The organism is Streptomyces sp. NPDC006309 (assembly GCF_040613095.1).
Classification (GTDB): domain Bacteria; phylum Actinomycetota; class Actinomycetes; order Streptomycetales; family Streptomycetaceae; genus Streptomyces.
On sequence record NZ_JBEXRO010000001.1, the window covers coordinates 214,084 to 241,070 of the forward strand.

Annotated in this window: 22 protein-coding genes and 1 pseudogene; 2 read left to right on the forward strand and 21 right to left on the reverse strand. The window is 73.2% G+C overall.

Features of this window, described 5'->3' with window-relative positions; translation table 11 throughout:
* Positions 1-93 precede the first annotated feature (93 nt).
* From ABZ117_RS00985 to hrcA, 18 genes and pseudogenes are all read right to left on the reverse strand, one after another.
* Positions 94-267, reverse strand: a pseudogene (locus tag ABZ117_RS00985) (LD-carboxypeptidase); the annotation flags it as partial.
* 70 nt (positions 268-337) lie between these two features.
* Positions 338-697 carry an MmcQ/YjbR family DNA-binding protein gene (locus ABZ117_RS00990; protein WP_356816241.1) on the reverse strand — a complete coding sequence of 120 codons (360 nt, stop codon included), beginning with the start codon at positions 695-697 and terminating at the stop codon, positions 338-340.
* Entirely contained in the window at positions 694-1,995 is a 1,302-nt protein-coding gene (locus ABZ117_RS00995) for a hemolysin family protein (protein WP_356816242.1), read from the reverse strand. Before ABZ117_RS00995 ends, ABZ117_RS00990 begins: the two co-directional genes overlap by 4 nt.
* A 6-nt stretch (positions 1,996-2,001) precedes the next feature.
* The gene (gene ybeY / locus ABZ117_RS01000) at positions 2,002-2,499 is read right to left on the reverse strand and encodes an rRNA maturation RNase YbeY (protein WP_356816243.1); all 498 of its coding nucleotides are present in this window, start codon (positions 2,497-2,499) and stop codon (positions 2,002-2,004) included.
* Positions 2,500-2,511: 12 nt separating this feature from the next.
* On the reverse strand, positions 2,512-3,591 hold the full coding sequence (locus ABZ117_RS01005; protein WP_356816244.1) for a PhoH family protein: 1,080 nt from the start codon (positions 3,589-3,591) through the stop codon (positions 2,512-2,514).
* A 154-nt stretch (positions 3,592-3,745) separates the two neighbouring features.
* Complete coding sequence (locus ABZ117_RS01010) at positions 3,746-4,879, reverse strand: PfkB family carbohydrate kinase (RefSeq protein WP_356816622.1); 1,134 nt, start codon at positions 4,877-4,879, stop codon at positions 3,746-3,748.
* A gap of 84 nt (positions 4,880-4,963) precedes the next feature.
* A complete protein-coding gene (locus ABZ117_RS01015; RefSeq protein WP_356816245.1) occupies positions 4,964-6,253 on the reverse strand; it encodes a glucarate dehydratase family protein in 1,290 nt (429 codons plus the stop codon).
* Complete coding sequence (locus tag ABZ117_RS01020; protein ID WP_356816623.1) at positions 6,250-7,170, reverse strand: 5-dehydro-4-deoxyglucarate dehydratase; 921 nt, start codon at positions 7,168-7,170, stop codon at positions 6,250-6,252. The genes ABZ117_RS01015 and ABZ117_RS01020 overlap by 4 nt, the downstream gene beginning before the upstream one ends.
* Before the next feature lie 190 nt (positions 7,171-7,360).
* A complete protein-coding gene (locus ABZ117_RS01025; RefSeq protein WP_356816246.1) occupies positions 7,361-8,365 on the reverse strand; it encodes an adenosine deaminase in 1,005 nt (334 codons plus the stop codon).
* 20 nt (positions 8,366-8,385) lie between these two features.
* On the reverse strand, positions 8,386-9,291 hold the full coding sequence (locus tag ABZ117_RS01030; RefSeq protein ID WP_356816247.1) for a ribonuclease Z: 906 nt from the start codon (positions 9,289-9,291) through the stop codon (positions 8,386-8,388).
* Positions 9,292-9,306: 15 nt separating this feature from the next.
* Complete coding sequence (locus tag ABZ117_RS01035; RefSeq protein ID WP_356816248.1) at positions 9,307-9,660, reverse strand: histidine triad nucleotide-binding protein; 354 nt, start codon at positions 9,658-9,660, stop codon at positions 9,307-9,309.
* Positions 9,661-9,756: 96 nt separating this feature from the next.
* Positions 9,757-12,975, reverse strand: coding sequence for a PDZ domain-containing protein (locus ABZ117_RS01040; RefSeq protein WP_356816249.1), 3,219 nt, complete (start codon positions 12,973-12,975; stop codon positions 9,757-9,759).
* A gap of 46 nt (positions 12,976-13,021) precedes the next feature.
* A complete protein-coding gene (locus ABZ117_RS01045) occupies positions 13,022-13,522 on the reverse strand; it encodes a hypothetical protein (RefSeq protein ID WP_356816250.1) in 501 nt (166 codons plus the stop codon).
* A gap of 205 nt (positions 13,523-13,727) precedes the next feature.
* A complete protein-coding gene (locus ABZ117_RS01050; protein ID WP_356816251.1) occupies positions 13,728-14,120 on the reverse strand; it encodes a VOC family protein in 393 nt (130 codons plus the stop codon).
* 16 nt (positions 14,121-14,136) lie between these two features.
* Positions 14,137-14,877 carry a 16S rRNA (uracil(1498)-N(3))-methyltransferase gene (locus tag ABZ117_RS01055; protein ID WP_356816252.1) on the reverse strand — a complete coding sequence of 247 codons (741 nt, stop codon included), beginning with the start codon at positions 14,875-14,877 and terminating at the stop codon, positions 14,137-14,139.
* Positions 14,874-16,004 carry a nitronate monooxygenase gene (locus tag ABZ117_RS01060; RefSeq protein ID WP_356816253.1) on the reverse strand — a complete coding sequence of 377 codons (1,131 nt, stop codon included), beginning with the start codon at positions 16,002-16,004 and terminating at the stop codon, positions 14,874-14,876. Before ABZ117_RS01060 ends, ABZ117_RS01055 begins: the two co-directional genes overlap by 4 nt.
* Positions 16,005-16,272: 268 nt before the next feature.
* On the reverse strand, positions 16,273-17,409 hold the full coding sequence (gene dnaJ, locus ABZ117_RS01065; RefSeq protein ID WP_356816254.1) for a molecular chaperone DnaJ: 1,137 nt from the start codon (positions 17,407-17,409) through the stop codon (positions 16,273-16,275).
* Positions 17,410-18,426 carry a heat-inducible transcriptional repressor HrcA gene (hrcA, locus tag ABZ117_RS01070; protein WP_356816255.1) on the reverse strand — a complete coding sequence of 339 codons (1,017 nt, stop codon included), beginning with the start codon at positions 18,424-18,426 and terminating at the stop codon, positions 17,410-17,412. It lies immediately after the preceding gene.
* Positions 18,427-18,596: 170 nt separating this feature from the next.
* Here hrcA and ABZ117_RS01075 point away from each other — a divergent pair, with 170 nt between their 5' ends.
* Together ABZ117_RS01075 and ABZ117_RS01080 are read left to right on the forward strand one after the other, a co-directional pair.
* On the forward strand, positions 18,597-19,319 hold the full coding sequence (locus ABZ117_RS01075) for an MBL fold metallo-hydrolase (RefSeq protein ID WP_356816256.1): 723 nt from the start codon (positions 18,597-18,599) through the stop codon (positions 19,317-19,319).
* 68 nt (positions 19,320-19,387) lie between these two features.
* Positions 19,388-20,191, forward strand: a complete 804-nt coding sequence (locus ABZ117_RS01080) for a DUF3097 domain-containing protein (RefSeq protein WP_356816257.1) — start codon at positions 19,388-19,390, stop codon at positions 20,189-20,191.
* Between the two features lie 474 nt (positions 20,192-20,665).
* Here the strand turns inward: ABZ117_RS01080 and hemW are convergent, their stop codons facing one another.
* From hemW to lepA, 3 genes are all read right to left on the reverse strand, one after another.
* The gene (gene hemW, locus ABZ117_RS01085) at positions 20,666-21,898 is read right to left on the reverse strand and encodes a radical SAM family heme chaperone HemW (protein WP_356816258.1); all 1,233 of its coding nucleotides are present in this window, start codon (positions 21,896-21,898) and stop codon (positions 20,666-20,668) included.
* A 1,075-nt stretch (positions 21,899-22,973) separates the two neighbouring features.
* Positions 22,974-24,848, reverse strand: coding sequence for an AMP-binding protein (locus ABZ117_RS01090; RefSeq protein ID WP_356816259.1), 1,875 nt, complete (start codon positions 24,846-24,848; stop codon positions 22,974-22,976).
* 261 nt (positions 24,849-25,109) lie between these two features.
* Positions 25,110-26,984: a translation elongation factor 4 gene (gene lepA, locus ABZ117_RS01095; RefSeq protein WP_356816260.1), complete on the reverse strand. Its 1,875-nt coding sequence runs from the start codon at positions 26,982-26,984 to the stop codon at positions 25,110-25,112.
* Positions 26,985-26,987 lie beyond the last annotated feature (3 nt).

Below are 26,987 nucleotides of genomic sequence, written 5' to 3' on the forward strand. Positions count from 1 at the left end.
ACACAGCCGCGCGCGCCGTTGACCAGGGGAGGTACGGCGCGACGTGCCCGCACTCGACGCCGGCGACGATCGGCACGCCCGGCGCAGCGGCCCGCCCTGCGGCGCGGTGACGATGTCCAGCCAGGACAGCAGGCCTGCGGGCGTCCGGTACGGGGTGTCCATCAGGTCGTTGCCGTGGACGGTCGCGACCCCGGTGGGCAGGGTCAGCGGGGTGATCAGCGTGGAGATGCCGGACCAGCCGGCCGGCCAGGTCGGCTCGGCCCGTCCGCGGGCGCGGGTACCGGACGGTCATGCGCCGGACCCTGACACGGAGTCACGCCGTCCCGGCACCGGTTTGTCACGGCCGGTCCAGGCGCAGCCGCTGCGACCTCGGCAGGCCGGCGACGACCAGGTCGTACGAGTCCTCGACCAGGTCCTTCACGAGGCGGTCGGGGAGTGAGGCGTCGGCCGTCACGGTGTTCCAGTGGCGTTTGTTCATGTGCCAGCCCGGCACGATCAGCCCCTCGTGCTCGCCGCGCAGCCGGATGGCGTCCTCCGGGTCGCACTTGAGGTTGACCGTCAGGGGCCGCGCGTCCAGGTTCGTCAGGGCGAACATCCTGCCCAGCACCTTGAAGACCGAGATCTCCGGGCTGAACGGGAAGTCCTCCACGGCCGCGTCGAAGGACAGGCAGAAGGCGCGCAGCTCCTGGGGGGTCATCCGGACCGGCCCTCCCCGGAGACGGCCACGGGGAGCGGCTCCACCAGGACGGTGACGATCTTGTTCCGGCGTCCGGCCGCGGCCTCCGCCGTCAGCTGGAGCCGGCGTCCGTCGGGCAGGTCGACCTCGGCGGACGCGCCCGCGATGGGCACCCGGCCGAGGGCCTTGGCGAGCAGCCCGCCGACGGTCTCCACGTCCTCGTCGTCGTACTCGTCCAGGCCGTACAGCTCGCCGAGGTCGGTGATGTCCAGGCGGGCGGTGACCCGGAAGCGGTCGTCGCCGAGGTCCTCGACCGGCGGGAGTTCCCGGTCGTACTCGTCGGTGATCTCACCGACGATCTCCTCCAGGATGTCCTCGATGGTGACGATCCCGGCGGTGCCGCCGTACTCGTCGATGACGACGGCGACGTGGTTGCGTTCCTTCTGCATCTCGCGCAGCAGGTCGCCGGCGTTCTTGGTGTCGGGCACGAAGACGGCCGGGCGCATGGCCGTGGACACCAGGTCGCCCTCCGCGTCCCGGCTGATGTGCGTCTTGCGGACCAGGTCCTTCAGGTACACGACGCCGACGATGTCGTCCTCGCTCTCCCCGGTGACCGGGATCCGGGAGAACCCGGAGCGCAGGGCGAGGGTGAGGGCCTGCCGGATGGTCTTGTACCGCTCGATCACCACGAGGTCGGTGCGCGGCACCATCACCTCGCGCACGAGGGTGTCGCCCAGCTCGAAGACCGAGTGCACCATGCGGCGCTCCTCGTCCTCGATCAGCGACTCCTTCTCGGCGAGGTCGACCAGCGCGCGCAGCTCCGCCTCGGAGGCGAAGGGGCCGCGCCGGAAGCCACGGCCGGGGGTGAGCGCGTTGCCGATGAGGATCAGCAGCGACGGGATCGGGCCCATCACCCGGGCGAGCGGCAGCAGCACGTAGGCCGCCGCGGTCGCCGTGTTCAGCGGATGCTGCCGGCCGATGGTGCGCGGGGAGACGCCCACGGCGACGTACGACACGAGCACCATCACGCCGATGGCGACGAGCAGCGCCTGCCAGGTGGCCGTGAACTCCTGGAGGCAGGCGTAGGTCACCAGGGCCGCCGCCGCCATCTCGCAGGCGACACGGACCAGCAGGGCCAGGTTGAGGTAGCGGGTGGGGTCGGCGGCGAGCTGGGCGAGCTTGGCGCTGCCCCGGCGGCCGGACTTGACGGCCTCCTCGGCGCGGAAGCTGGAGACCCGCGCGAGGCCCGCCTCGGCACAGGCGGCGAGCCAGGCGACGACGACCAGCGCGATCGCCCCGACCACGATCTGCACGGACATGGGCGGCTACGAGACGGTCGGCGCCGGGGAGGGGCCGGTCAGGCCGTGCTCGGCCCGCCACCCGTCCACGATGGCGGCCTGGAGCCCGAACATCTCGGCCTTCTCGTCGGGCTCCTCGTGGTCGTAGCCGAGCAGGTGCAGCACACCGTGGACGGTGAGCAGCTGGAGCTCCTCGTCCATGGTGTGCTTCGTCGGCGCTTCCGCCCCCTGCCGGGCGGCGACCTCCGGGCACAGCACGATGTCGCCGAGCAGCCCCTGCGGCGGCTCCTCGTCGTCCTTGGACGGCGGACGCAGTTCGTCCATCGGGAAGGACATGACATCGGTCGGGCCCGGCAGGTCCATCCACTGGATGTGCAGCTGCTCCATGGCGTCGGCGTCCACGACGATCACCGAGAGTTCGGAGAGCGGGTGGATGCGCATCCGCGCGAGCGCGTAGCGGGCGACGTCGAGGATCGCCTGCTCGTCGACCTCGGTACCGGACTCGTTGTTGACGTCGATCGACATGGTCGTGCTGGTCTACTTCCCCTGGGGAGCCTTGGCGCCGGTCCTGCCACGGCCGCCCTTGTGGGTGCCGTTCTCCGTGCCGTGCTGGTTGTCGTACTGCTCGTACGCGTCGACGATACGGCCCACCAGCTTGTGCCGGACGACATCCTGGGACGACAGCCGGGAGAAATGGACGTCGTCCACCCCTTCGAGGATCTCCTGCACCTGCCGCAGACCCGACTTCTGCCCGTTGGGCAGGTCGACCTGCGTCACGTCACCCGTGATGACGATCTTCGACTCGAAGCCGAGGCGGGTGAGGAACATCTTCATCTGTTCGGGGCTCGTGTTCTGGGCCTCGTCCAGGATGATGAAGGCGTCGTTGAGCGTGCGTCCGCGCATGTACGCGAGCGGCGCGACCTCGATCGTCCCGGCGGCCATGAGGCGCGGGATGGAGTCCGGGTCGAGCATGTCGTGCAGCGCGTCGTACAGCGGGCGCAGGTAGGGGTCGATCTTCTCGTAGAGGGTGCCCGGCAGGAACCCGAGCCGCTCACCGGCCTCGACCGCCGGCCGGGTCAGGATGATCCGGTTGACCTGCTTGGACTGGAGGGCCTGGACGGCCTTGGCCATGGCCAGGTAGGTCTTGCCGGTGCCGGCGGGGCCGATGCCGAAGACGATCGTGTGCTTGTCGATGGCGTCGACGTAGCGCTTCTGGTTGAGGGTCTTGGGGCGGATCGTGCGACCGCGCGAGGACAGGATGTTCTGCGTCAGTACCTGCGCCGGGGTCTCCGGCCCGTCGCTCGTCCCGTTGTCGCTCGCCTTGAGCATGGCGATCGAGCGTTCCACTGCGTCCTCCGTCATCGGCTGCCCGGTGCGGAGCACCAGCATCATCTCGTCGAACACGCGCGCGATCAGGGCGACGTCGACCGGGTCGCCCGCCGCGCTGATCTCATTGCCCCGGACGTGGATGTCGGCCGCCGGGAAGGCCCTCTCGATCACCCGCAGGAGGGCGTCGCCAGAGCCCAGCACGGTCACCATGGGGTGCTGGGCGGGGACGGTGAACTGCGCTCTCGCCTGCTCCTGCGCGGGGGTGTGAGCTGTGGGTGTCTCTGTCATGGGCCGGCGCTGAAGGCCTGCGCTTCCTCCTCGTCACGGCCGCGTCGCTGTGGGCGGCCTCGCGCTACCAAGAGTACGACGCGGGACCGACAACGCCGAAGGTCTTTTCGCGCAACGCCTCACCCGGGTCCGGGGTCCGCCGGTCCCCGGCGGGTCAGCCGGAGCGCCGGAACCCGATGGTCGGCACCGCCCGGCGCAGCGGCCACAGCCGGTCCAGTTCCGTCGGGACGAGCCTGTCGAGGAACGCGTACCGCCGCAGCGCCCTGGGCTCCTGCCCCGGGAGGGACTGCACCCGGCGCCACCACGCCCCGATCTCCGACCAGCCCGGCGCCGACAGCGATCCGCCGAACTCCTGCACCGACAGCGCCGCGGTGAGTCCCGCGAAGGCCAGCCGGTCGGCCAGCGGCCAGCCCGCCAGCGACCCCGTCACGAACCCGGCGACGAACACGTCGCCCGCCCCCGTCGGATCGAGCGCCTCCACCGCGATCGCCGGCACCTCCGCCGTCTCGCCCGTGCGCCGGTCCACCGCGTACGCCCCCTGCGCCCCCAGCGTCACCACGGCCACCGGCACGCGCTCGGTCAGGGCGCGCGCGGCGGCCCGCGGGCAGTCCGTTCCCGTGTACCGCATGGCCTCCTCCGCGTTGGGCAGGAACGCCTCGCAGTGCTCCAGGTCGGCCAGTCCGGCCAGGTCCCAGGCGCCCGTCTCGTCCCAGCCCACGTCGGCGAAGATCCGGGTGCCCGTCCGCGCGGCCTGCGCGAGCCACGGGGCCCGGGCACCGGGCGTCAGGGAGGCGACGGCCGCCCGCGCGGGGGGCGGGCAGTGGGGCGCCGGCTCCCCGGGCGGCGGCTCGTGCCCGTGGGAGACCATGGTCCGCTCCCCCTCGTACGCCATGGAGACGGTCACCGGGGAGTGCCAGCCGGGCACGGTCCGCGAGGCCGAGAGGTCGATGCCCTCGCCCTGGGCGAGGGCGTCCCAGCAGTATTCGCCGTAGTGGTCGTCGCCGAAGGCCGCGGCGAGGGAGGTGCGCAGGCCGAGCCGGGCCAGGGCGGTGGCCATGTTGGCGACCCCGCCGGGGCTGGATCCCATGCCCCGGGCCCAGGACTCGGTGCCGCGCACGGGCGCCGAGTCGAGGCCGGTGAAGACGATGTCGAGGAAGACCGTGCCGGTGAGATACACGTCCCAGGGCGGGTCCCCCGGAGCGCGCAGCGCGGCGAGCGGGTCGACCTGGCTCTGGCCGCGCGCTGCCTGCGTGAGGTGTTCCGGTTCCTCTCCGGTGGCCGTGTGCAACGGGGTCACGGTGCGCTCCCTGACGGTGGTGCGGTTCTGGCCAGTGTGCACCAGGCCACGCCCCGGGACGCCGTACGCCCGCGGTCACCAGCGGGGCATCGCCGGGGTCCGCCAGTCCGGCTCGGCCACCCGCATCGCCGCCGCGTCGTCGCGGTCCCGGTACCCGCCGTCGTCCGCGGCCCACCGCCGGTGGAGCCGGGCCAGTTCGTCGCGGTCCAGCTCCACGCCGAGGCCGGGGGCGTCGCTCACCGCGATCCGGCCGCCCTCGAAGGCGAGCCGCCCGGTGAGGACGTCCTCGGGCTGCCAGGGGTAGTGGGAGTCGCACGCGTGGCGCAGGCCGGGGACCGTGGACGCCACCTGCGTCATCGCGGCGAGGCTGATGCCCAGGTGGGTGTTGGAGTGCATGGACACCCCGACCCCGAAGGCGGCGCAGATCGCGGCGAGGTGCTGGGTGTTGCGCAGCCCGCCCCAGTAGTGGTGGTCGGAGAGGACGACCTGCACGGCGTGCCGTTCGAACGCCTCCCTGATCTCACCGAAGGTCGTCACGCACATGTTGGTCGCGAGGGGGACGTCCGTGCCCGCGGCCACGGCGGCCATCCCGGGGGTGCCCAGCGTCGGGTCCTCCAGGTACTCCAGGACGTCGCCCAGTTCCTCCGCCACCTTCAGGGAGGTCGCCACCGACCAGGCGCCGTTGGGGTCCAGGCGCAGCGGGTGCCCGGGAAAGGCTTCGGCGAGGGCGCGTACGGCGGCGGTCTCCTCCTCGGGCGCCAGGACACCGCCCTTGAGCTTGAAGGAGCCGAAGCCGTGCAGCTCCCGTAGCCGGCGTGCCTGGGCCACCACCCCGGCCGGGTCGAGGGCGGGGCCCCACTCGTCGGGCTCGGCCGGTACGCCCGCCGGGTGGGCGGCCCACTTGTAGAAGAGGTAGGCGCTGTACTCGACGGCGTCCCGGACCTTGCCGCCGAGCAGCGCGTGCACGGGCAGTCCGAGCGCCCTGCCCTGGGCGTCGAGGCAGGCGACCTCGAAGGCGGAGAGCACGGACAGCCGCAGCTTGTCGGCGCTCTGCACCCCGCGCAGCCCGCCGGCGTCCGCCTGGCCCTCCACGCGGGAGGCGTCGACGGCGAGGTCGATCCCGAACAGGCCGTTCACGTCCATGACCGAGTGTCCGGTGAGCCGTTCGGCCAGCGGCCGTGCCAGCTCCAGGTACTTGGTGTCGCCGTAGGTCTCGCCGAGCCCGGTGATCCCGTCGGCGGTCACGACCTCCACGATCAGCCGGGGGGTGTACGGCTGGTGCACGCCCTGGGTGTTGAGCAGCGGCGGGTCGGCGACCAGGATCGGCGTCAGCCGCACCTCGGTGATGGTCAGGTCACGGGTCACAGGGAGGCTCCCACGAGGTCTAGTCCGGTGGTGAGGAGGGCCTTCAGGGCGGCGAGGTCGGCGGGCGCGGGGTCGGTGAGCGGGGCGCGTACGGGGCCGACGCGCCGTCCGCGCAGCCGGGCCGCCGCCTTCACCAGGGACACGGCGTACCCGGGTGCGCGGTCGCGGAGTTCGACGAAGGGGACGTAGAAGCCGCGCAGCAGCGCGTCGACGGCGGCGTGGTCCCCCTCGCCCAGGGCGGTGCGGAAGGCGCCCGCGATCTCGGGGGCGAAGGCGTGGACGGCGGAGGAGTAGGCGGGGACGCCGACGGCCGCGTAGGCGCGGGCCTGGATCTCGGCGGTGGCCGCGCCGTTGAAGAAGAGGAAGCCCTCGGGGGCGGCGAGGGTGAGGCGCTGGAGGCGGTCGAGGTCGCTGTGGCCGTCCTTGAGCCCGATGACGCCGGGGACGCGCGCGATGCGCCGCAACGCGTCCACGCCGTAGGCGACCTGGCCGCGCTGGTAGGCGATCAGGGGCAGCCGGGTGCGGGCGGCGAGCTGCTCCAGCTGGGCGGCGAGGCCGTCCTGCGGGGCGTCGACCAGGTAGTGCGGCAGCACGAGCAGGGCGTCGGCGCCGGCCTCCTCGGCGATCCGCGCGAACCGGGCGGCTTGCGCCCAGCCGTATCCGGTGCCGGCGACGACGGGCACCGCGTTCCCCGCCCGGGCGCCCGCGCCGCGGGCCGCCTCCTCGACGGCGACGGTGACGACCGTGCGGTACTCGTCCTCGTCCAGGGAGAAGAACTCGCCGGTGCCGCAGGCCGGGAAGAGCGCGCCGGGCCCGGCGGCGAGCTGGCCGGCGGCATGGGCGCGGAAGCCGTCGGGGTCGAGGGTGCCGTCGTCGTGGAAGGCGGTGAGCGGGAAGGACAGCACGCCCCGCGCCATCCCCTCCCGCAGCCGCCGCGCCACGTCCTGCGGAGCCGGGTCGCCGCCCACCGGACCATCCCCTCTTGTGAATAGAGGTCACATATAAGAACGGAGGTTAGACGGTCGCCCCCCGGTCCGCCATCCCCGGACATCATCGTGACCCGGATCACCCCCGGCGGGGAGGCCCCCGCCGGGAGCGGCGCGGGACCTACGACGCCGCGTCGCCGAACTCGTAGGCGTCGACCTCGGCGAGACAGCGGGCCCTGCGGTCCTCGTCGTCCTCCAGGAAGGAGGCGAGGAAGGAGTTGCGGGCCAGCTCGCGCAGCCGCTCCCGGGACAGTCCCAGGACCGTGCCCACCGCCGCGAAGTTGTCGCCGGCGTACCCGCCGAAGTACGCGGGGTCGTCGGAGTTGACCGTGCACAGCAGCCCGGCGTCGAGCATGGCCGGCAGCGGATGGTCCGCCAGGGTGTCCACGGCGCGCAGCCGGACGTTGGACAGCGGGCACAGGGTGAGCGGGACCCGGTCCCGGACCAGCCGCTCGACCAGCGCCGGGTCCTCCATGCAGCGCAGGCCGTGGTCGACGCGCTCCACACCGAGCACGTCCAGGGACTCGGTGATGTACTCCGGCGGCCCCTCCTCCCCGGCGTGCGCGACACGGCGCAGCCCGAGCGCGGCGGCGGCCTCGTACACCTCGCGGAACTTCACCGGCGGATGCCCGACCTCGGCGGAGTCCAGGCCGACCCCGGTGATCCGGTCCAGGTAGGGCCCCGCGGCCTCCAGGGTGGCCAGGGCCGACTCGGCGGACTCGTCCCGCAGGAAGCACATGATCAGCCGGGTGGAGACACCGTGCCGCTCCTCGCTGCGGCCGAGCGCCCGCCACAGCCCCTCCACGACCGTGCCCATGGCCACGCCCCGGGCCAGGTGGGCCTGCGGGTCGAAGAAGATCTCGGCGTGCCGCACGCCCTGCGCGGCGGCGCGGGCGAGGTAGGCCTCGGCCAGGTCGGCGAAGTCCTGCTCGGTGCGCAGGACGGCCATCAGCTCGTAGTACAGGTTCAGGAAGGACTGGAGGTCCTCGAACCGGTAGGCCTCACGGAGCGCGTCCGTGTCGGCGTACGGCAGCTCGACGCCGTTGCGCGCGGCCAGCGCGAAAGCCAGCTCGGGCTCCAGGGTGCCTTCGATATGGAGGTGCAGTTCTGCTTTCGGGATGGGCATCAAAGCATCGTACGGGTGCTTTACCGCCGTTTCGGAACCGGTACGCGGAGCAGGTCGTGGGCCACGGTCAGCTCGCCCCCGAAGCCCGCGGCCCGCGCCTGCCGCTCGAACTCCTCCGGGTCGGTGTAGCGCTGGCTGAAGTGGGTCAGGACCAGGTGCCGTACGCCGGCGTCGCGCGCCACCCGGGCGGCCTGACCGGCGGTGAGATGCCCGTGCTCGACCGCCAGTCCCTCGTCCTCGTCGAGGAACGTGGACTCGATGACGAGCAGGTCGCAGCCCTCCGCGAGCGCGTGGACCCCCTCGCAGAGACGGGTGTCCATGACGAACGCGAACCGCTGCCCGCGCCGCACCTCGCTCACGTCCTCCAGCGACACGTCCCCGACCCGGCCCGCGCGCTGGAGCACGCCGACGTCCGCGCCCCTGACCCCGAGCGCGGCGAGCCGGTCGGGCAGCATGCGGCGGCCGTCGGGTTCGACGAGCCGGTAGCCGTAGGACTCGACGGGGTGGGAGAGCCTGCGGGCCTCCACGGTGTACGCCGGGGTCACGGCGAGGACGCCGTCGGTGTCGACCGGGGCCTCGGTGAGGCTGACCGTCTCCCGGTAGGCGGTCGCGTGGCGCAGCCGGTCGAAGTACACCTGGCCGGAGCGCGGGTAGTGCGCGGTGACCTCGTGCGGCACCCGGTCGAGGTTGATCCGCTGGATGACTCCCGCCAGGCCCAGCGAGTGGTCGCCGTGGAAGTGGGTGACGCAGATCCGGTTCAGGTCGTGGGCGGCGACCCCGGCGCGCAGCATCTGCCGCTGAGTGCCCTCGCCGGGGTCGAACAGGATGCCCTCGCCGTCCCACCGCAGCAGGTAGCCGTTGTGGTTGCGGTGCCGGGTGGGGACCTGGCTGGCGGTGCCGAGGACCACCAGTTCACGGACGGACACGGTGCCGGCTCCGCCCTATCCGGGGGGCCACTGGAGACCGCGGCCGCCCAGGACGTGGGCGTGGGCGTGCCAGACGGTCTGGCCGGCGCCGGAACCGGTGTTGAAGACGGTGCGGTGGCTGTCCAGTCCCTCCCCCTCGGCCACGGCCCGGGTCTCGGCGAGGACGTCGGCCGCGATCTGCGGGGCGCCGGCGGCCAGGGCGGCGGCGTTCTCGTAGTGGGCCTTGGGGATCACCAGGACGTGGGTGGGCGCCTGGGGGTTTATGTCGCGGAACGCCAGGGTCGTCTCGGTCTCACGGACGATCGTCGCCGGGATGTCTCCCGCCACGATCTTGCAGAACAGGCAGTCGTCCTGCGGTTCGCCGGCCATGCGTGTGCCTCCTGTGATCAATACCGTGGGCATCGTAGTGGTTCGGGTGCGGGCGGCCGCGCCGTCCGTGGCCGGCCGCGCGGTTCCTCGCGCCCCTCAGACCGGCAGGTCCGGCGGGGTCTTCGCCGGTGCCGACTCCAGGGCCGCGAGCGCGAGTGCGACGGCCGCGTCGAGCTGGGCGTCCCGGCCCTCCACCCAGTCCTGGGGGCGCTGGACCACCTCCACGTCGGGGTCCACGCCGTGGTTCTCCACGTCCCAGCCGGAACCCTCCAGCCACATCGCGTACTTCGGCTGGGTGACCAGGGTGCCGTCGACCAGGTGGTAGCGGCTGTCGATGCCGATGACACCGCCCCAGGTGCGGGTGCCGACGACCGGGCCGATACCGAGGGCCTTGACGGCCGCGTTGACGATGTCGCCGTCGGAGCCGGAGAACTCGTTGGCGACGGCGACGACCGGGCCGCGGGGCGCGTCCAGGGGATAGCTGGTGGGGCGCATGCCGCGCGCGAGGTCCCAGCCGATGACCCGGCGGGCCAGCTTCTCCACGACGAGCTGGGAGGTGTGGCCGCCGCGGTTCTCGCGGACGTCGACCACGAGGCCCTCGCGGGTGACCTCGGCCCGCAGGTCGCGGTGGATCTGCGCCCAGCCCGGGGCCTGCATGTCGGGCACGTGGAGATAGCCGAGACGGCCGCCGGAGACCGCGTGGACGTGGGCCCGGCGGTCGGCGACCCAGGCGTGGTAGCGCAGGGGTTCCTCGTCGGCGACGGGGACCACGACCGGGTGGCGGGGTTCGCCGCCGGCGGCCGGGGAGACGGTCAGCTCGATCGGGTGGCCGGCCGTGCCCACCAGCAGGGGGCCGGGGCCCCGTACCGGGTCGACGGGATGACCGGCCACGGCGATGATCGCGTCCCCGGGGCGGACGGCGACACCGGGTGCGGCGAGCGGGGAGCGGGCGTCCGGGTCGGAGGTCTCGGCGGGCAGGATGCGGTCGATGCGCCAGCTGCCGTCCTCGTGGCGGGAGATGTCGGCGCCGAGCAGTCCGTGCCGGGCGCCGCCGCCGGAGCCGCCGGCCGCGATGACGTAGGCGTGCGAGGTGCCGAGTTCGCCGTGCACCTCCCACAGCAGGTCGACCAGGTCGCTGTGGGTCGCGAGACGGGCGAGCAGCGGGCGGTAGCGGCCGAGGACGCCGTCCCAGTCGACGCCGCCGAGGTCGGGACGCCAGAAGTGGTCCCGCATGAGGCGGCCGGTCTCGTCGTACATCTGCCGCCACTCGGCGGCCGGGTCGACGCTCTGCCGGACGCGGGCGAGGTCGACGGTGACGCTGGTGTCGCCGTCGTCGTCGGTGCCGGCGCGGCGGTCGGCGGGGACGACCCGCAGGCGGCCCTCGCTCCACAGCAGCACGCGCCGGCCGTCACCGCTGACCTCGAAGTGGTCGGCCGGGGAGGCGAGATGCTCCAGGCGGCGCTGGGCGAGGTCGTAGCGCTCCAGCTCGGTGTGCGGGTCGGGATCCTCCGGGTGGGCGCGGGCGGCGCCGAGGACGCCCTGCACCGGGTGGCGCAGCCAGAGGACACCGTCCTTGGCGGCGCGCAGCGTGGAGTAGCGGCCGGCCTCGACCGGGAAGGGCACGATCCGGTCGGCGAGCCCCTCGAGGTCGATGCGGGTGGCGGGGGTGCCCTCGCCGTCGGGGGTCTCGTCCTTGTCCGGCGTCTCGAAGGAACGGCCGTGGCGCTGCGGGCCGAACGGCGAGGGCGTCGTGGCGGCCAGGGTGATCAGGTGCGGGCGGGCGCCGACCACGAACGCGAGATCGAAGACGTGTTCGTCGTAGACCGGGTCGAACGCGCGGTTGGAGAGGAACGCGAGGTGCCGGCCGTCGAGGGTGAAGGCGGGCGCGTAGTCCTGGAAGCGCAGCGGGGTCGCCTCGGTGACCGACAGGTCGGTGGTGTGGGCGAGGCGCAGCTGGGACAGGGGGCGGGGGCCGGGATGGGCCCAGGCGAGCCAGGCGGAGTCCGGGGAGAAGGCGAGGCCGGAGACCTCGCCGTCGTCGCTGCGGTCCACCTCGCGGACCTCGCCGGTCTCCCGTTCGACGAGCAGCAGCCGGCCGTCGTGCGCGGCGACGGCGGCCCGGCTGCCGTCGGGCGCCATGGCCAGCTCCAGGACCCGGCCGAGCTGCCCGGCGGCGAGCCGGCGGGGCGGGGCGCCGGGCACGGTGCCGGTCGCGGGGGCGAACTCCAGGGCGTCGTCGCCCTCGGCGTCCGTCACCCACACCACCCACTCCTCGCCCGCGGCGCGGAAGGCGCGCGGCATCCGGGCGCGCACGCCGGGGGTGGCGGCGAGGGCGCGGGCGGGGCCGGAGCGGTGGGTGACCCAGTGGACGCCGCCGCGCACGCACACGGCGCTGCCGCGCGCGGTGTGGTCGGGGGACGCCTCGCCGAACCAGCGGGCGGCGTTGACCGGGCGTGGCCGCAGATCCGTCCGGGACCCGCCCGGCGTCACGTCCAGCCGGCGCGGTTCGGCGCCCTCCAGATCGTCCAGGAGCCAGAGTTCACCGGCCGAGCTGTAGACGACCCGGTCGCCGTCACCGGCCGCGTGCCGGGCGTAGAAGCCCCCGAGCGGGGTGTGCCGGCGCAGGTCGGAGCCGTCGGCGAGGGAGGAGTAGACGGCTCCGGTGCCCTCGTGGTCGGAGAGGAAGGCGATCCGGTCGCCGGCCCACACCGGGCACTCGATGTTCCCGGCGATGTCCTCGTGCAGCCGCACGAACCGGCCGTCGCCGTCGCGGTCGATCCACAGCTTTCCCGCCGTACCGCCCCGGTAGCGCTTCCAGTAGGCGGCCTCGCGGCCCATCGGCGCGGACAGCAGCACGGTGGCGGGCCCCTGCGCCAGGTCCCCGACCGGCCCGTACGGCAGGGTCTCGGCCGGTCCGCCGTCGAGCGGGACGGCGTGCGCCCAGGTGTGGCGGGAACTGTGCCGGCCGTGCGCGCCGAGCGCGAGCACCCGCCCGTCCGCCGTCCAGCCGCGCACCTCGGTACGGCGGTTGCCCCAGTACGTCAGCCGCTCGGCGGGGCCGCCGTCGACCGGGGCGACATGCACCTCGGGGGCTCCGTCCCGGGTGGACGTCCAGGCGAGGTGTCTGCCGTCCGGGGATATCCGGGGCAGCGTCACCGGCTGGTTGTCGGCGCTGATCCGCCAGGCCCGGCCGCCGTCGAGCGGCGCGAGCCAGACGTCGTCCTCGGCGACGAAGGTCACCAAGTCGCCGTGCAGATGGGGGAATCGGAGATAGGCGGCGGTTTCCGTCGTTCCCGTGGAGGCACCCTGAGTCACCCCGTCACTCTACGCAGCGACCGGTGTGCCCCGCTGCCGGTTCCGATCACTTGCCCGGCGCGGACCCGCAGGCGGCCTCGGTCCGGCACCACACGGTGCGGGTGACGGTGACGGTCACGGTGGGCTCCGGCCGTCCCACCGTGGGCGGGCGGTAGGTGGGTCCGGGTCCGGCGGCGCAGTCGCCGAGCCCGTCCACGTGGAAGACCTGTCTGCCGCCGGCCTCGGCGGTCAGGTCCCCGCGCACGCAGGCGCCGTCGACGGCCTTGGTCACCAGCCCGGTGACGACGATCTTCCGCCCGTCGCCCGTCCGGCCCCGGCAGTCGACGGAGACGACGGTGGTCGCGCCCGGCGCGGGTGAGGCGCCGTGCGTACGGCCGCCGCCGTCAGCGCCGGTGCAGGTGAGCCAGGCGACGTCGACGTGCCGGTGTTCCAGCGCGGTGGTGGCCGTCAGGTCGGTGGTGTAGGCGACGGTCATGGAGCCGAGCCCGTCCGGCCGGCACGCCACCGCGGCACCCGTCGCCAGCACGACGAGCCCCGCCACGGCCATCGCCCGTGATCCGTTCCGCATCCGTCCGCATGCCCCCATACAGGGCAGCGTGCCACCGGCCCGGGCGGCGCGGTAGACCGCATACGGCCACTCACCCGTCCGGAGCAGGGTCCGCGGCACGTCCGGCAGTTGGACGCGGGCGCGCTGTCCGAGCGGGACGTGCGGCACGCGCACGCGGCGGGCGCACCGTCCCCGGCCGTCGCCGTCAGCCGCGCAGCAGCAGCCACTCCTGGAGTTCGACGAGGTTGCCCTCCGGGTCCTTCAGGTACGCCACCCGCATGCGGTCGGTCAGCGGGGCCGGGCCGTGCAGCAGGGTCGCGCCGCGGGCGGTGATCCGCGCGCAGCACGCGTCGAGATCGTCCACGCGCAGCACGACCAGGGAGCGGTGGCCGGTGGCGGTGCCGCCCAGCTCGGCCAGGACCTCGGCCATCATGGCGCGGTCCTGTAGCGCGATCCCGGCGGAGCCGGCGTGCGGGCTGAACTTCTCGTACGGGCCCCGCTCCGCGCCGGACTGCGGCGTGAGGCCCAGCACGTCGGCGTAGAAGCGGTAGCAGGCGGCGAAGTCGGTGACGAGCAGCCGGACCTGGGCGAGTTCCACGGTGTCCCCCGGGTGGTCAGGACCAGCGGCCGGTGCGGCCCAGCAGCAGGGCCGCGGCGGCGGTGCCGGCGGTGGACGTGCGCAGCACGGTGGGACCGAGGACGTACGGCCGCGCGCCCGCCTGCGCGAACAGGGCCAGCTCCTCGGGGGAGACACCGCCCTCGGGGCCGACGACCAGCACGATCTCGCCGTCGGCGGGGAGCTCGGCGGTGGCGAGGCGTTCTTCGCCGCTCTCGTGGAGTACGGCGGCGAGGTCGGCGCGGGCGAGCAGCTCGGCCACCTGCCTCGTCGTCGCCGTGTCCCCGACCTCGGGGAAGCGGACCCGGCGGGACTGCTTGCCGGCCTCCCGGGCGGTGGCCCGCCACTTGCCGAGGGCCTTCAGACCGCGCTCGCCCTTCCACTGGGTGATGCAACGGGACGCCTGCCAGGGCACGATGGCGTCGACCCCGACCTCGGTCATCGTCTCCACGGCCAGTTCACCGCGGTCACCCTTGGGCAGGGCCTGTACGACGGTGATCCGCGGGGCGGCCGGGGGCTCCTCGCGCACGGACTCCAGGTCCGTGACCACCAGGCGGTCCTTGCCCTCGGCGGCCTTGACCACGCCCTCGGCCCAGCGTCCGCGCCCGTCGGTGAGGACCACGTCCTCCCCCGGCCGCAGCCGCTTCACGGACACGGCGTGCCGTCCCTCGGGGCCGTCGAGCACGAACTCCGGGCCGGTCAGGTGGAGTTGATCCACGATGAAGACGGGGGCGGTCATCGCGCGTCACCTCCGGGCCGCGGCAGGCCCGACAACGCCGACCTGGCCTCGGCGAGTTCGGCCGCCAGCACCTCCACCAGCTCCCCGGCCGGCAGCGCCCGGGCCAGCCGGTGTCCCTGGCCCGCCCACAGCGCCATGCCCTGCGCGTCCCCGGCCTTGGCGGCGGCCTTGCGCAGCGGTGCCGTCATGTGGTGGACGTCCGGGTAGGCGGCGGGCGCGTACGGGCCGTGCTCGCGCAGGAAGCGGTTGACCAGGCCGCGGGCCGGGCGGCCGGAGAAGGCGCGCGTCAGCTCGGTGCGGGCGAACAGGGGGTTGGTCAGCGCCTGCTTGTGCAGGGCGTGCGCGCCGGACTCGGGGGTGGCGAGGAACGCGGTGCCCAGCTGGGCCGCGCTCGCGCCGGCCGCGAGGACGGCGGCGATCTGGCTGCCGCGCATGATGCCGCCGGCGGCCACGACCGGGACGCGGACCGTCTCGCGGATCTGCGCGACCAGCGACAGCAGCCCGATGCCGGAGCCGTCGTTCTCCGGGAGGTCCCGGTGCGTGCCCTGGTGACCGCCGGCCTCCACGCCCTGGGCGATCACCGCGTCCGCGCCGGCCCGTTCGACCGCGCGGGCCTCCTCCGCGGTGGTGGCGGTGACCAGGGTGAACGTGCCCGCCCGGCGGAACCGGTCGAGCACCTCGCGGCTCGGCACGCCGAAGTGGAAGGAGACCACCGGCACCGGGTTGTCGAGCAGCACGGCGAGCTTGGCCTCGTAGCCGTCGTCCCGGCCGCTGTCCGGGTCCCCCAGCTCGGTCTCGTACCAGGCGGCCTCACCGGCCAGCTGGTGGGCGTACACCTCGACGGCGCCGGACGAGGGGGCGGCGCCGGTCGGCGCGCTGACGCCGGTGGCCGCGCCGGGGTACTCCGGCTGCGGCATGAACACGTTCACGCCGAACGGCCGGCCCGTCAGTCCCCGCAGCTGCTTGATCTCCTGGTACATGCCGTCGGCGGTCTTGTACCCGGCGGCCAGGAACCCGAGTCCGCCGGCCTCGGAGACGGCGGCGACGAGCTGCGGGACGGAAACCCCGCCCGCCATGGGGGCCTGCACGATCGGGTGGGGAAAGAGATCGGTCAGCGCGGAGGACATGACCGCATGGTGTCACGTCCCCCGTACAAGACCGAATCCGGGCTTCCGCGGCATACCCCGGTGGCATAAGGGGTTTCCGGGGGCCCGCCCCCGGAAACCCCGGCCATTCGGCGACCGACTCCGACCGCCCCGGACCACCCGCCTCAGCGGCCCTCGAACGCGTCCTTCAACCGGGAGAACAAGCCTTGCTGCCCCGGCTGACTGTGCCTGCCCGGGGGACGCCCCCCCGGATCCCCAGCCACCCTCCGGCCGCCCCCGGACACTCGCATCAGCGGCCGTTGAACGCGTCCTTCAACCGCGAGAACAGACCCTGCTGCCCGGGCTGGAACTGGCCCTGGGGGCGTTCCTCGCCGCGCAGTTTGGCCAGTTCGCGCAGGACGCGTTCCTGCTCGGGGTCGAGCTTGGTCGGGGTCATGACCTCGACGTGGACGATCAGGTCACCCCGGCCGCCGCCGCGCAGATGGGTCACGCCCCGGTCGTGCAGCGGGATCGACTGGCCGGACTGGGTGCCGGGCCGGATGTCGACCTCCTCCATGCCGTCCAGGGTCTCCAGCGGCACCTTCGTGCCGAGCGCCGCCGCCGTCATCGGGACGGTGACCGTGCAGTGCAGGTCGTCACCGCGCCGCTGGAACATCGGGTGCGGCAGCTCGTGGATCTCGACGTACAGGTCACCGGCCGGGCCACCGCCGGGACCCACCTCGCCCTCACCGGCGAGCTGGATCCTGGTGCCGTTGTCGACGCCGGCCGGGATCTTCACGGTGAGCGTGCGGCGCGAGCGGACGCGGCCGTCGCCGGCGCACTCCGGGCACGGGGTCGGCACCACCGTGCCGAAGCCCTGGCACTGGGGGCAGGGCCGGGAGGTCATGACCTGGCCCAGGAAGGACCGGGTGACCTGCGACACCTCGCCACGGCCGCGGCACATGTCACACGTCTGCGCGGACGTGCCCGGCGCCGCGCCCTCACCGTTGCAGGTGTTGCAGACGACGGCGGTGTCGACCTGGATGTCCTTGGTCGTCCCGAAGGCCGCCTCGTCCAGCTCGATCTCGATCCGGATCATCGCGTCCTGGCCGCGCCGGGTGCGCGAGCGCGGCCCGCGCTGCGACGCCGTACCGAAGAACGCGTCCATGATGTCGGAGAAGTTGCCGAAGCCGCCGGCGCCGAAACCGCCCGCGCCGGCCCCGCCCGACTGGGAGAGCGGGTCGCCGCCGAGGTCGTAGACCTGCTTCTTCTGCGGGTCCGACAGCACCTCGTAGGCGGCGTTGATCTCCTTGAACCGCTCCTGGGTCTTCGGATCGGGGTTGACGTCCGGGTGCAGCTCGCGAGCGAGCCGGCGGAACGCCTTCTTGATCTCATCCTGCGACGCGTCGCGGCGCACGCCGAGAACGGCGTAATAGTCCGTGGCCACTTACGACTCCGCCAGGATCTGTCCGACGTACCGTGCCACTGCGCGTACCGCTCCCATCGTTCCCGGGTAGTCCATGCGGGTCGGTCCGACCACGCCGAGCTTGGCGACTGCCTCGCCGCCCGAACCGTAGCCCACCGACACGACGGAGGTGGAGTTGAGTCCTTCATGGGCGTTCTCGTGGCCGATGCGCACGGTCACGCCCGGGTCCTTCGCCTCGCCCAGGAGCTTGAGGAGCACGACCTGCTCCTCCAGGGCCTCCAGGACGGGCCGGATCGTGAGGGGGAAGTCGTGCCCGAAGCGGGTGAGATTGGCGGTACCGCCGATCATCAGCCGCTCCTCGTTCTCCTCGACGAGTGTCTCCAGAAGAGTGGAGAGCACCGTGGAGACCGTACCGCGGTCCTCGTGGTCGAACGCCTCCGCCAGGTCCTCGACCAGTTTCGGCACGTCCGCGAACCGGCGGCCCGCTACCCGGCTGTTCAGCCGCGCCCGCAGATCCGCCAGCGAGGCCTCGCCGAACGGCGCCGGGCAGTCGACCATCCGCTGCTCGACCCGGCCGGTGTCCGTGATCAGCACCAGCATCACCCGCGCGGGAGCCAGCGAGAGCAGCTCCACGTGCCGGACGGTGGACCGGGTCAGCGACGGGTACTGCACGACGGCGACCTGCCGGGTCAGCTGCGCAAGCAGCCGGACCGTGCGCGCCACGACGTCGTCGAGGTCGACGGCGCCCTCCAGGAAGTTCTGGATGGCCCGCCGCTCGGGCCCGGTCATCGGCTTGACACCGGCGAGCTTGTCCACGAACAGCCGGTAGCCCTTGTCGGTGGGGATGCGCCCCGCACTGGTGTGCGGCTGGGCGATGTACCCCTCGTCCTCCAGGGCCGCCATGTCGTTGCGGACGGTCGCCGGGGAGACGCCGAGGGCGTGCCGCTCGGTGAGCGCCTTGGAGCCCACCGGCTCCTCGGTGCCGACATAGTCCTGGACGATCGCGCGCAGCACCTGAAGCCTGCGTTCACTCAGCATCCGCGCGCACCTCCAGCACGTCGTCCCTCGTCCGTTCGTCCGTCCGGGCCGGCCGCCTGGCACTCCGCCCGTGCGAGTGCCAGCCTTCCCCGGCCCAGTGTACGGCCGTCGGGTACGCACCGGGCAAGGCCGGCCCCGCCGTACCGGCCCGTAGCGCTAGCGTCGCCGGTATGACGGTGACTTGGGAAGACCTGGGCTGGGAACGGTTGGCCGCCGGGGTGGGGCGGTGCCGGCTGCCCGGCTGGGACTGCACCGCGGGCCTGGTCCTGGGCGCGGGCACGGCGCTGGTGGTGGACGCGGGATCGAGCCCGGCGGAGGGGGCCCGGCTGCGGTCCCGGGCCGAGGCGCTGGCCGGCGGCCGTGTGACCCATCTCGCTCTCACCCATCCCCACTTCGACCACGTCTTCGGCGCCTCCGCGTTCGCCGGCGCCGAGACGTACGCCGCCGTGGGCACGGACGCGGTCCTGGCCCACCGGCGCGAGGAGCTGCGCCTGGACGCGCTCAGGAACGGTCTGCCGCCCGCCGACACCGACGAGGCGGTGGACGCGCTGGTCCCGCCCGGCCACCCGGTCTCCGGCGAGTGGACGCTCGACCTGGGCGGCGGCCGGCAGGCGCTGCTGGCGAACGTGGGCCCCGGCCACACCTCGCACGACCTCGCCGTGCTCGTCCCCGGCGATCCGGAGGTGGTGTTCTGCGGCGACCTGGTGGAGGAGTCCGGCGAACCGCAGGCGGGGCCGGACGCGGTCCCCTCGCGCTGGCCGGACGCGCTGGACCGGCTGCTGGCGCTCGGCGGCGAGGACGCGCGGTACGTACCGGGGCACGGAGCGGTGGTGGACGCCGCCTTCGTCCGGCGTCAACGGGACGCGCTGGCCGCCCGTTTCGGCGTGAGCTGAGCCGCTCGGCCGGCCGGTTCCCGGCGTGTCGTGCGCGCCGCCGTACGGCTTCTCCTATCGTCATCCGAATGCGCCAGTACTCCGCCGATCTGACCCCGTCGTGGAAGAAGCCGAAGCCCGTGCCGGAGGTGGCGGCCGAGCCGGGCCTGGTGGTCGAGGAGCCCGGCAGCGGGTTCTGCGGGGCGGTGATCCGCTGCGAGGCCGGCACGGTGACCCTGGAGGACCGCTTCGGCAAGCACCGGGTGTTCCCCCTCCAGCCGCGCGGCTTCCTGCTGGAGGGCCGCGCGGTGACGCTCGTACGGCCGCCGTCGGGGCCGGTACGCCCCACGCGCACGGCATCCGGCTCGGTCGCCGTCCCGGACGCACGCGCGCGCGTGGCCCGCGCCGGCCGCATCTACGTCGAGGGCCGGCACGACGCCGAACTGGTCGAGAGGGTGTGGGGCGACGACCTGCGCGTCGAGGGCGTGGTGGTGGAGTACCTGGGAGGCGTGGACGACCTGCCGGCGATCGTCGCGGAGTTCGCGCCGGGCCCGGACGCCCGGCTGGGCGTGCTCGTGGACCACCTGGTGCCCGGCACGAAGGAGTGGCGCATCGCACAGTCGGTGACCAGTGAGCACGCGCTGGTCGTCGGTCACCCGTACATCGACATCTGGGAGGCGGTGAAGCCGTCCGCCGTGGGCATCCCGGCCTGGCCGGCGGTGCCGCGCGGCCAGGACTGGAAGACGGGCGTGTGCCGGGCGCTGGGCTGGCCGGAGAACACGGGCGCGGTCTGGCAGGGGATCCTGGCACGGGTGCGGTCGTACAAGGACCTGGAACCGGAACTGCTGGGCCGGGTCGAGGAACTGATCGACTTCGTGACCGCGCCCGCGTAGTGGGGGCAGCCGAGAAGGCTGACCGCCTCCGTGACGCGCCGGCGCAGGGGGCGCCGAGGAACTGATCCACTTGGTGACCGCGTCGGCGTAGGGGGCAGCCGAGAAGGCTGACCGCCTCCGTGACGCGCCGGCGCAGGGGGCGCCGACCTTTTTCCGTGCCGGAGCGCTCAGCGGGGCGCCGGCAGCGCCGACAGCGTGGCGACGGCCAGGGTGAGCGGGCCGAACAGCGTCAGCAGGGCGGCGGCAGCGCGCAGCAGGGAGCTGGTCGCCCCCGTGACGCGGCCGCGCAGGGATGGCGAGGAGCTGATTCGGTGGCCCCACCCGCGTGCGGGGCGCCGAGGAGCTGATCGATTCAGTCACCGCGCCCGCGTGACGAGGTCGGTCGGCCAGGTCCCCCACGGGTCGGTCGACCAGATCCCGCACGGGTCGATCGGCCAAGTCCCGCACGGGTCAGTCGACCAGATCCCGCACGGGTCAGTCGACCAGATCCCGCACCACCGCGTCCGCCAGCAGCCGCCCACGCAGGGTCAGGGCGGCGCGCCCCTCCTCGTACGGCCCCGTCCGGAGCAGCCCGTCGGCCAGGGCCCGGCGGGCCGCCGCGAGCCCCTCCGCCCGGAGCAGGTCCAGCGGCACGCCCTCCCGCAGCCGCAGCTCCAGCAGGACGCGCTCGACCCTGCGGTCCTCGTCGGACAGCAGCTCCCGGCCCGCGCCCGGCGAGCGTCCCGACGCCAGCGCCGCCGCGTACGCGCCCGGGTGCTTCACGTTCCACCAGCGCACGCCGCCCACATGACTGTGCGCGCCCGGTCCGGCGCCCCACCAGTCGGCGCCCCGCCAGTACAGCTCGTTGTGCAGGCAGCGGGCCGCCGGGGCAGTGGCCCAGTTGGAGACCTCGTACCAGTCGAAGCCCGCCGCGCTCAGCATCTCCTCGGCGATCAGGTAGCGGTCGGCGTGGACGTCGTCGTCCGTCATCGGGATCTCGCCCCGGCGGACCCGGCCCGCGAGCCTGGTGCCCTCCTCGACGATGAGCGCGTAGGCGCTGACGTGGTCGGGGCCGGCGCCCAGGGCCGCCTCCAGCGAGGCCCGCCAGTCGTCGTCCGACTCCCCCGGGGTGCCGTAGATCAGGTCCAGGTTGACGTGCTCGAAGCCCGCCGCCCTGGCCTCCGCCACGCACGCCTCCGGCCGGCCGGGGGTATGGGTGCGGTCGAGGATCCGCAGCACGTGCTGCCTGGCGCTCTGCATGCCGAAGGAGATCCGGTTGAAGCCGCCCTCCCGGAGGGTGGCGAGATACTCCGGGCCGACCGACTCCGGGTTCGCCTCCGTCGTGACCTCCGCGTCCGGCGCGAGCCCGAACTCGTCGCGGACCGCCGCCAGCATCCGCACCAGGTCGTCGGCGCCCAGCAGGGTCGGCGTACCGCCGCCGACGAAGACCGTGCGGACCTCGCGCGGATCGTCGCCCAGTACCTTCCGGGCCAGCCGGATCTCGTCGGTCAGCGTCTCGGCGTAGTTGTCCCGGGAGGCGAGGACCCCGCCCGTGCCGCGCAGCTCGGTCGCGGTGTAGGTGTTGAAGTCGCAGTAGCCGCAGCGGGTCGCGCAGTACGGCACGTGGAGGTAGAAGCCGAGCGGCCGGTCACCGGCCCCGGCGAGCGCGTGCGCGGGCAGCGCGCCGTCGGCGGGGACGGGCTCGCCGTCGGGAAGTGCGGAAGGCATGTCCCCCATTGTCCCGCACGCGGCCGGACACTCCGGCTGGAACGGACGCGGGCGGCCGGGCCGCCCGCGGCGCAGAAGGGCAGGCGCTCCCCCTGGGGCGCACGTGGAGGGTCGGACGAGCCCGGGGGGCGGGGCGGACGCTCCACCGGGAACGGGCTGGAGCGGGCGAGGATGGGCGCTCCGGCCGGAGCGGGCGAGACGGGCACGCCGCCCGGGACCGCCGACGGCGATCAGGCGGGCCGGGAAGGACTTGCGGGCGGCCCCGCCCCGCCCCTGGGCGTACAAGGACCGACCTGCCGTCCGGAACAGGCGCCAGCGATCACGCGGGCCTCGGCGTACGAGGACGGGCGCTCCACCTGGAGCGAGCGAGCGCGGACCTGCCGTCCGGAGCCGGCGGCCAGACGGGGCTGGACGTACGAGGGCGGGCGCTGCGCCGGGAGCGGGCGCGCTCGTGGGCGCTCAGGCGGGAGCGGGCACGGGCGGGCGTTCCAGCCAGAGCCACCGAGCACAGGCGCTCCACCTGGGACGAGTGGGGCGGGCACACCGCCCAGGGCCGCCGACGGCGGTCACGCGGGCCGGGAGGGGCCGAGGGCGGGCGCCCCACCCTCGGGTATACGACGACCGACCCGCCGCCCGAAACGGGCGACAGCAGTCACGCGGGCCTCGGCGTACGAAGGCGGGCGCTCCGCATGGAGCGAGCGAGAGCAGGTACGCCGCCCAGAGCCGACGAGGCGGGCGCTCCACCTGGAGTGGGCGAGGGCGGACCTGCCGTCCGGAGCCGGCGGCCACACGGGGCTGGACGTACCAGGGCGGGCGCTGCGCCGGGAGCGGGCGCGCTCGTGCGCGCTCAGGCGGGAGCGGGCACGGGCGGGCGTTCCAGCCAGAGCCACCGAGCGCAGGCGCTCCGGCGGGAGCGGGCATGGGCCGGCGTTCCAGCCAGGGCCGCCGGGAGCGGGCGCTCAGGGGGGAGCGGGCATGGGCCGGCGCTTCGGCTGGGGCGGGTGGGGGCCGGCCCCCACCCGTCAGGCAGGGCGCCGTCTGGGTTCCGCGGCTCCCTGCCCCTCCCGCGGTGGCCCTACTGCTCCCGCGTTCCCGCGTACATCTCGTCGATGAGGTGCCGGTACTCCCGTTCCACCACCGGCCGCTTCAGCTTCAGGCTCGGTGTGATCTCGCCGTGCTCCACGTCGAGGTCGCGCGGCAGCAGCCGGAACTTCTTGATGGTCTGCCAGCGCTGGAGCCCGGTGTTGAGCTCCCGGACGTACCCGTCGATCATCTCCACCGTCTGCGGCGCGGCGACGATCTCCGCGTACGGCCTGCCCTCCAAGCCGTTGTCCTTCGCCCAGTCCTGGATCGCGAGTTCGTCCAGGGCGATGAGGGCGGTGCAGTAGTTCCGGTCCGCGCCGTGCACGAGGATGTTGGAGACGTACGGGCACACCGCCTTGAACTGGCCCTCGACCTCGGCCGGCGCGACGTACTTGCCGCCGGAGGTCTTGATGAGGTCCTTCTTGCGGTCGGTGATGCGCAGATAGCCGTCGGGCGAGAGTTCACCGATGTCGCCGGTGTGGAACCAGCCGTCGGACTCCAGCACCTCGGCGGTCTTCCCGGGCTGCTGGTGGTAGCCCTCCATGACACCGGGGCCGCGCAGCAGAATCTCGCCGTCGTCGGCGATGCGCACCTCGGTGCCGGGCAGCGGCTTGCCGACCGTACCGGTGCGGTAGGCCTCGCCGGGGTTGACGAAGGATGCGGCGGAGGTCTCCGTGAGGCCGTAGCCCTCCAGGATGTGGATGCCGGCGCCCGCGAAGAAGAACCCGATCTCCGGGGAGAGCGCGGAGGCGCCGGAGACACAGGCGCGCAGCCGGCCGCCGAATGCCTCGCGGAGTTTGCCGTAGACGAGCGTGTCGGCGACCTTGTGCCGGGCGGCGAGGCCGAAGGGCACGGAGGCGGTGCCGGTGCGCCGGAAGTTGTCCTGGCTGGCCTTGGCGTACTCGCGGGCGACCTCGGCCGCCCACTGGAACACCTTGTACTTCGCCGCGCCGCCCTCGCGGGCCTTGGCCGCGACGCCGTTGTAGACCTTCTCGAAGATGCGCGGCACGGCCGCCATGTACGTCGGCCGCACCACCGGAAGATTCTCGATGATCTTGTCGACGCGGCCGTCGACGGCGGTGACGTGCCCGACCTCGATCTGCCCGGACGTGAGCACCTTGCCGAAGACGTGCGCGAGGGGCAGCCACAGGTACTGCACGTCGTCGACGGTGACCAGGCCCGTCGACGCGATCGCCCGCGCCATGTACGCCCAGTTGTCGTGCGGCAGGCGCACGCCCTTGGGGCGGCCGGTGGTGCCGGAGGTGTAGATGAGGGTGGCGAGCTGGTCCCTGGTGATCGCGCCGACCCGCTCCTTGATCAGCTGCGGGTGCGTCTCCAGGTAGGCGTTGCCGCGCTCCTCCAGCTCGGCGAGGGTGATCACCCAGTCGTTCGTCTCGACGCCGGCCGGGTCGACGACCACCACCTTGGTCAGCGCGGGCAGTTCGGCGCGCTTCTCCACGGCCTTGGCGATCTGGGCCGCGTCCTCGGCGATCAGGATCCGGCTCTCGGAGTCCGACAGGATGAACGCGGACTCGTCGGCGTTGGTCTGCGGGTAGATCGTGGTGGTGGCGCCGCCGGCGCACATGATGCCCAGGTCGGCGAGGATCCACTCGACGCGGGTGGAGGAGGCGAGCGCCACCCGCTGCTCGGGCTGGATGCCCAGCTCGATGAGGCCGGCCGCGATCGCGTGCACCCGGTCGGCCGCCTGCGTCCAGCTCAGCGACTTCCAGTCGTCGGGGCCCTGGCCGGAGGTCGCCGGTACGGGGTAGCGGTAGGCCTCCGCGTCCGGTGTGGCCGCGACGCGCTCCAGGAAGAGGGCCGCCACGGAGGGCGGACGGGTCTCGATCAGGGTCTGTGTGTCGCTCACGACATCCTCCGGGGGCCCGCGACGGTGCGGCAACTCGGTGCGGCTGGGTTAACTCACGGTGGGGGTTCGGGTTGCTTGTTTAACTCGCGAGTAACTATCGAGCAGGGATCAGAGTAAGGGGCGACCGGCCGCTGCGTAAGGGGCATCGGCCTGTCACTTTCCCCTCATCGTGACGCCGCGCACGCGCGGGGGCCCGCCGCGCTTTCGCACGGCGGGCCCCCAGGTGCCCGGTTTACGGACGTAACCCGCTGTTACCTCTGGTTACTTCTTGCCCTTGACCGACCCCGCGCTGTCATCGCTGGACAGGACGGCGATGAAGGCTTCCTGCGGAACCTCCACGGAACCCACCATCTTCATCCGCTTCTTGCCTTCCTTCTGCTTCTCCAACAGCTTCCGCTTCCGGGAGATGTCACCGCCGTAGCACTTGGCGAGGACGTCCTTGCGGATGGCGCGGATGGTCTCGCGGGCGATGACCCGGGAGCCGATGGCGGCCTGCACCGGCACCTCGAAGTTCTGGCGCGGGATCAGCTCCTTGAGCTTGGCGACGAGCCGCACGCCGTACGCGTACGCCTGGTCCTTGTGGGTGATCGCCGAGAAGGCGTCCACCTTGTCGCCGTGCAGCAGGATGTCGACCTTGACCAGCGAGCTGCTCTGCTCGCCCGTGGGCTCGTAGTCCAGCGAGGCGTAACCGCGCGTCTTGGACTTCAGCTGGTCGAAGAAGTCGAAGACGATCTCCGCGAGCGGGAGGGTGTAGCGGATCTCGACGCGGTCCTCGGAGAGGTAGTCCATGCCGAGCAGGGTGCCGCGCCGGGTCTGGCACAGCTCCATGATCGCGCCGATGAACTCCGTGGGCGCGAGGATCGTGGCCCGCACGACCGGCTCGAAGACCTCGTCGATCTTGCCCTCGGGGAACTCGCTGGGGTTGGTGACCGTGATCTCGCTGCCGTCCTCCAGGATCACGCGGTAGACCACGTTCGGGGCGGTGGCGATCAGGTCGAGGCCGAACTCGCGCTCCAGCCGCTCCCGGATCACGTCGAGGTGGAGCAGGCCGAGGAAGCCGACACGGAAACCGAAGCCGAGGGCGGCGGAGGTCTCCGGCTCGTAGACCAGGGCCGCGTCGTTGAGCTGGAGCTTGTCCAGCGCCTCACGCAGCTCCGGGTAGTCCGAGCCGTCGAGCGGATACAGACCCGAGAAGACCATCGGCTTCGGGTCCTTGTAACCACCGAGGGCCTCGGTCGCACCCTTGTGCAGGGTGGTGATGGTGTCACCGACCTTGGACTGGCGGACGTCCTTCACACCGGTGATCAGATAGCCCACCTCGCCCACGCCGAGGCCGTCCGCGGGGAGCATCTCGGGCGAGTTGGTGCCGATCTCCAGCAGCTCGTGCGTGGCGTTCGTCGACATCATGCGGATGCGCTCGCGCTTGTTGAGCTGGCCGTCGATGACACGGACGTACGTCACGACACCGCGGTAGGAGTCGTAGACCGAGTCGAAGATCATCGCGCGGGCGGGGGCGTCGGCGACGCCGACCGGCGCCGGGATCTCCTTGACGACCTTGTTCAGCAGCACGTCCACGCCGAAGCCGGTCTTCGCGGAGACCTTCAGCACGTCGTCCGGGTCACAGCCGACCAGGTTCGCCAGCTCTTCGGCGAACTTCTCCGGCTGCGCGGCCGGCAGGTCGATCTTGTTCAGCACCGGGATGATCGTGAGGTCGTTCTCCATCGCCAGGTAGAGGTTGGCGAGGGTCTGCGCCTCGATGCCCTGGGCGGCGTCGACGAGGAGGACGGTGCCCTCGCAGGCGGCCAGCGACCGCGAGACCTCGTAGGTGAAGTCGACGTGCCCCGGAGTGTCGATCATGTTGAGGATGTGCGTCGTGCCCTGGTCGGGGCCCTCGGTCGGGGCCCAGGGCAGACGCACCGCCTGGGACTTGATCGTGATGCCGCGCTCGCGCTCGATGTCCATCCGGTCGAGATACTGAGCACGCATCTGCCGCTGATCGACCACACCGGTCAGCTGGAGCATCCGGTCGGCGAGCGTGGACTTGCCGTGGTCGATGTGCGCGATGATGCAGAAGTTGCGGATCCGAGCCGGGTCGGTACGGCTCGGCTCGGGCACATGGTTAGGGGTCGCGGGCACGCA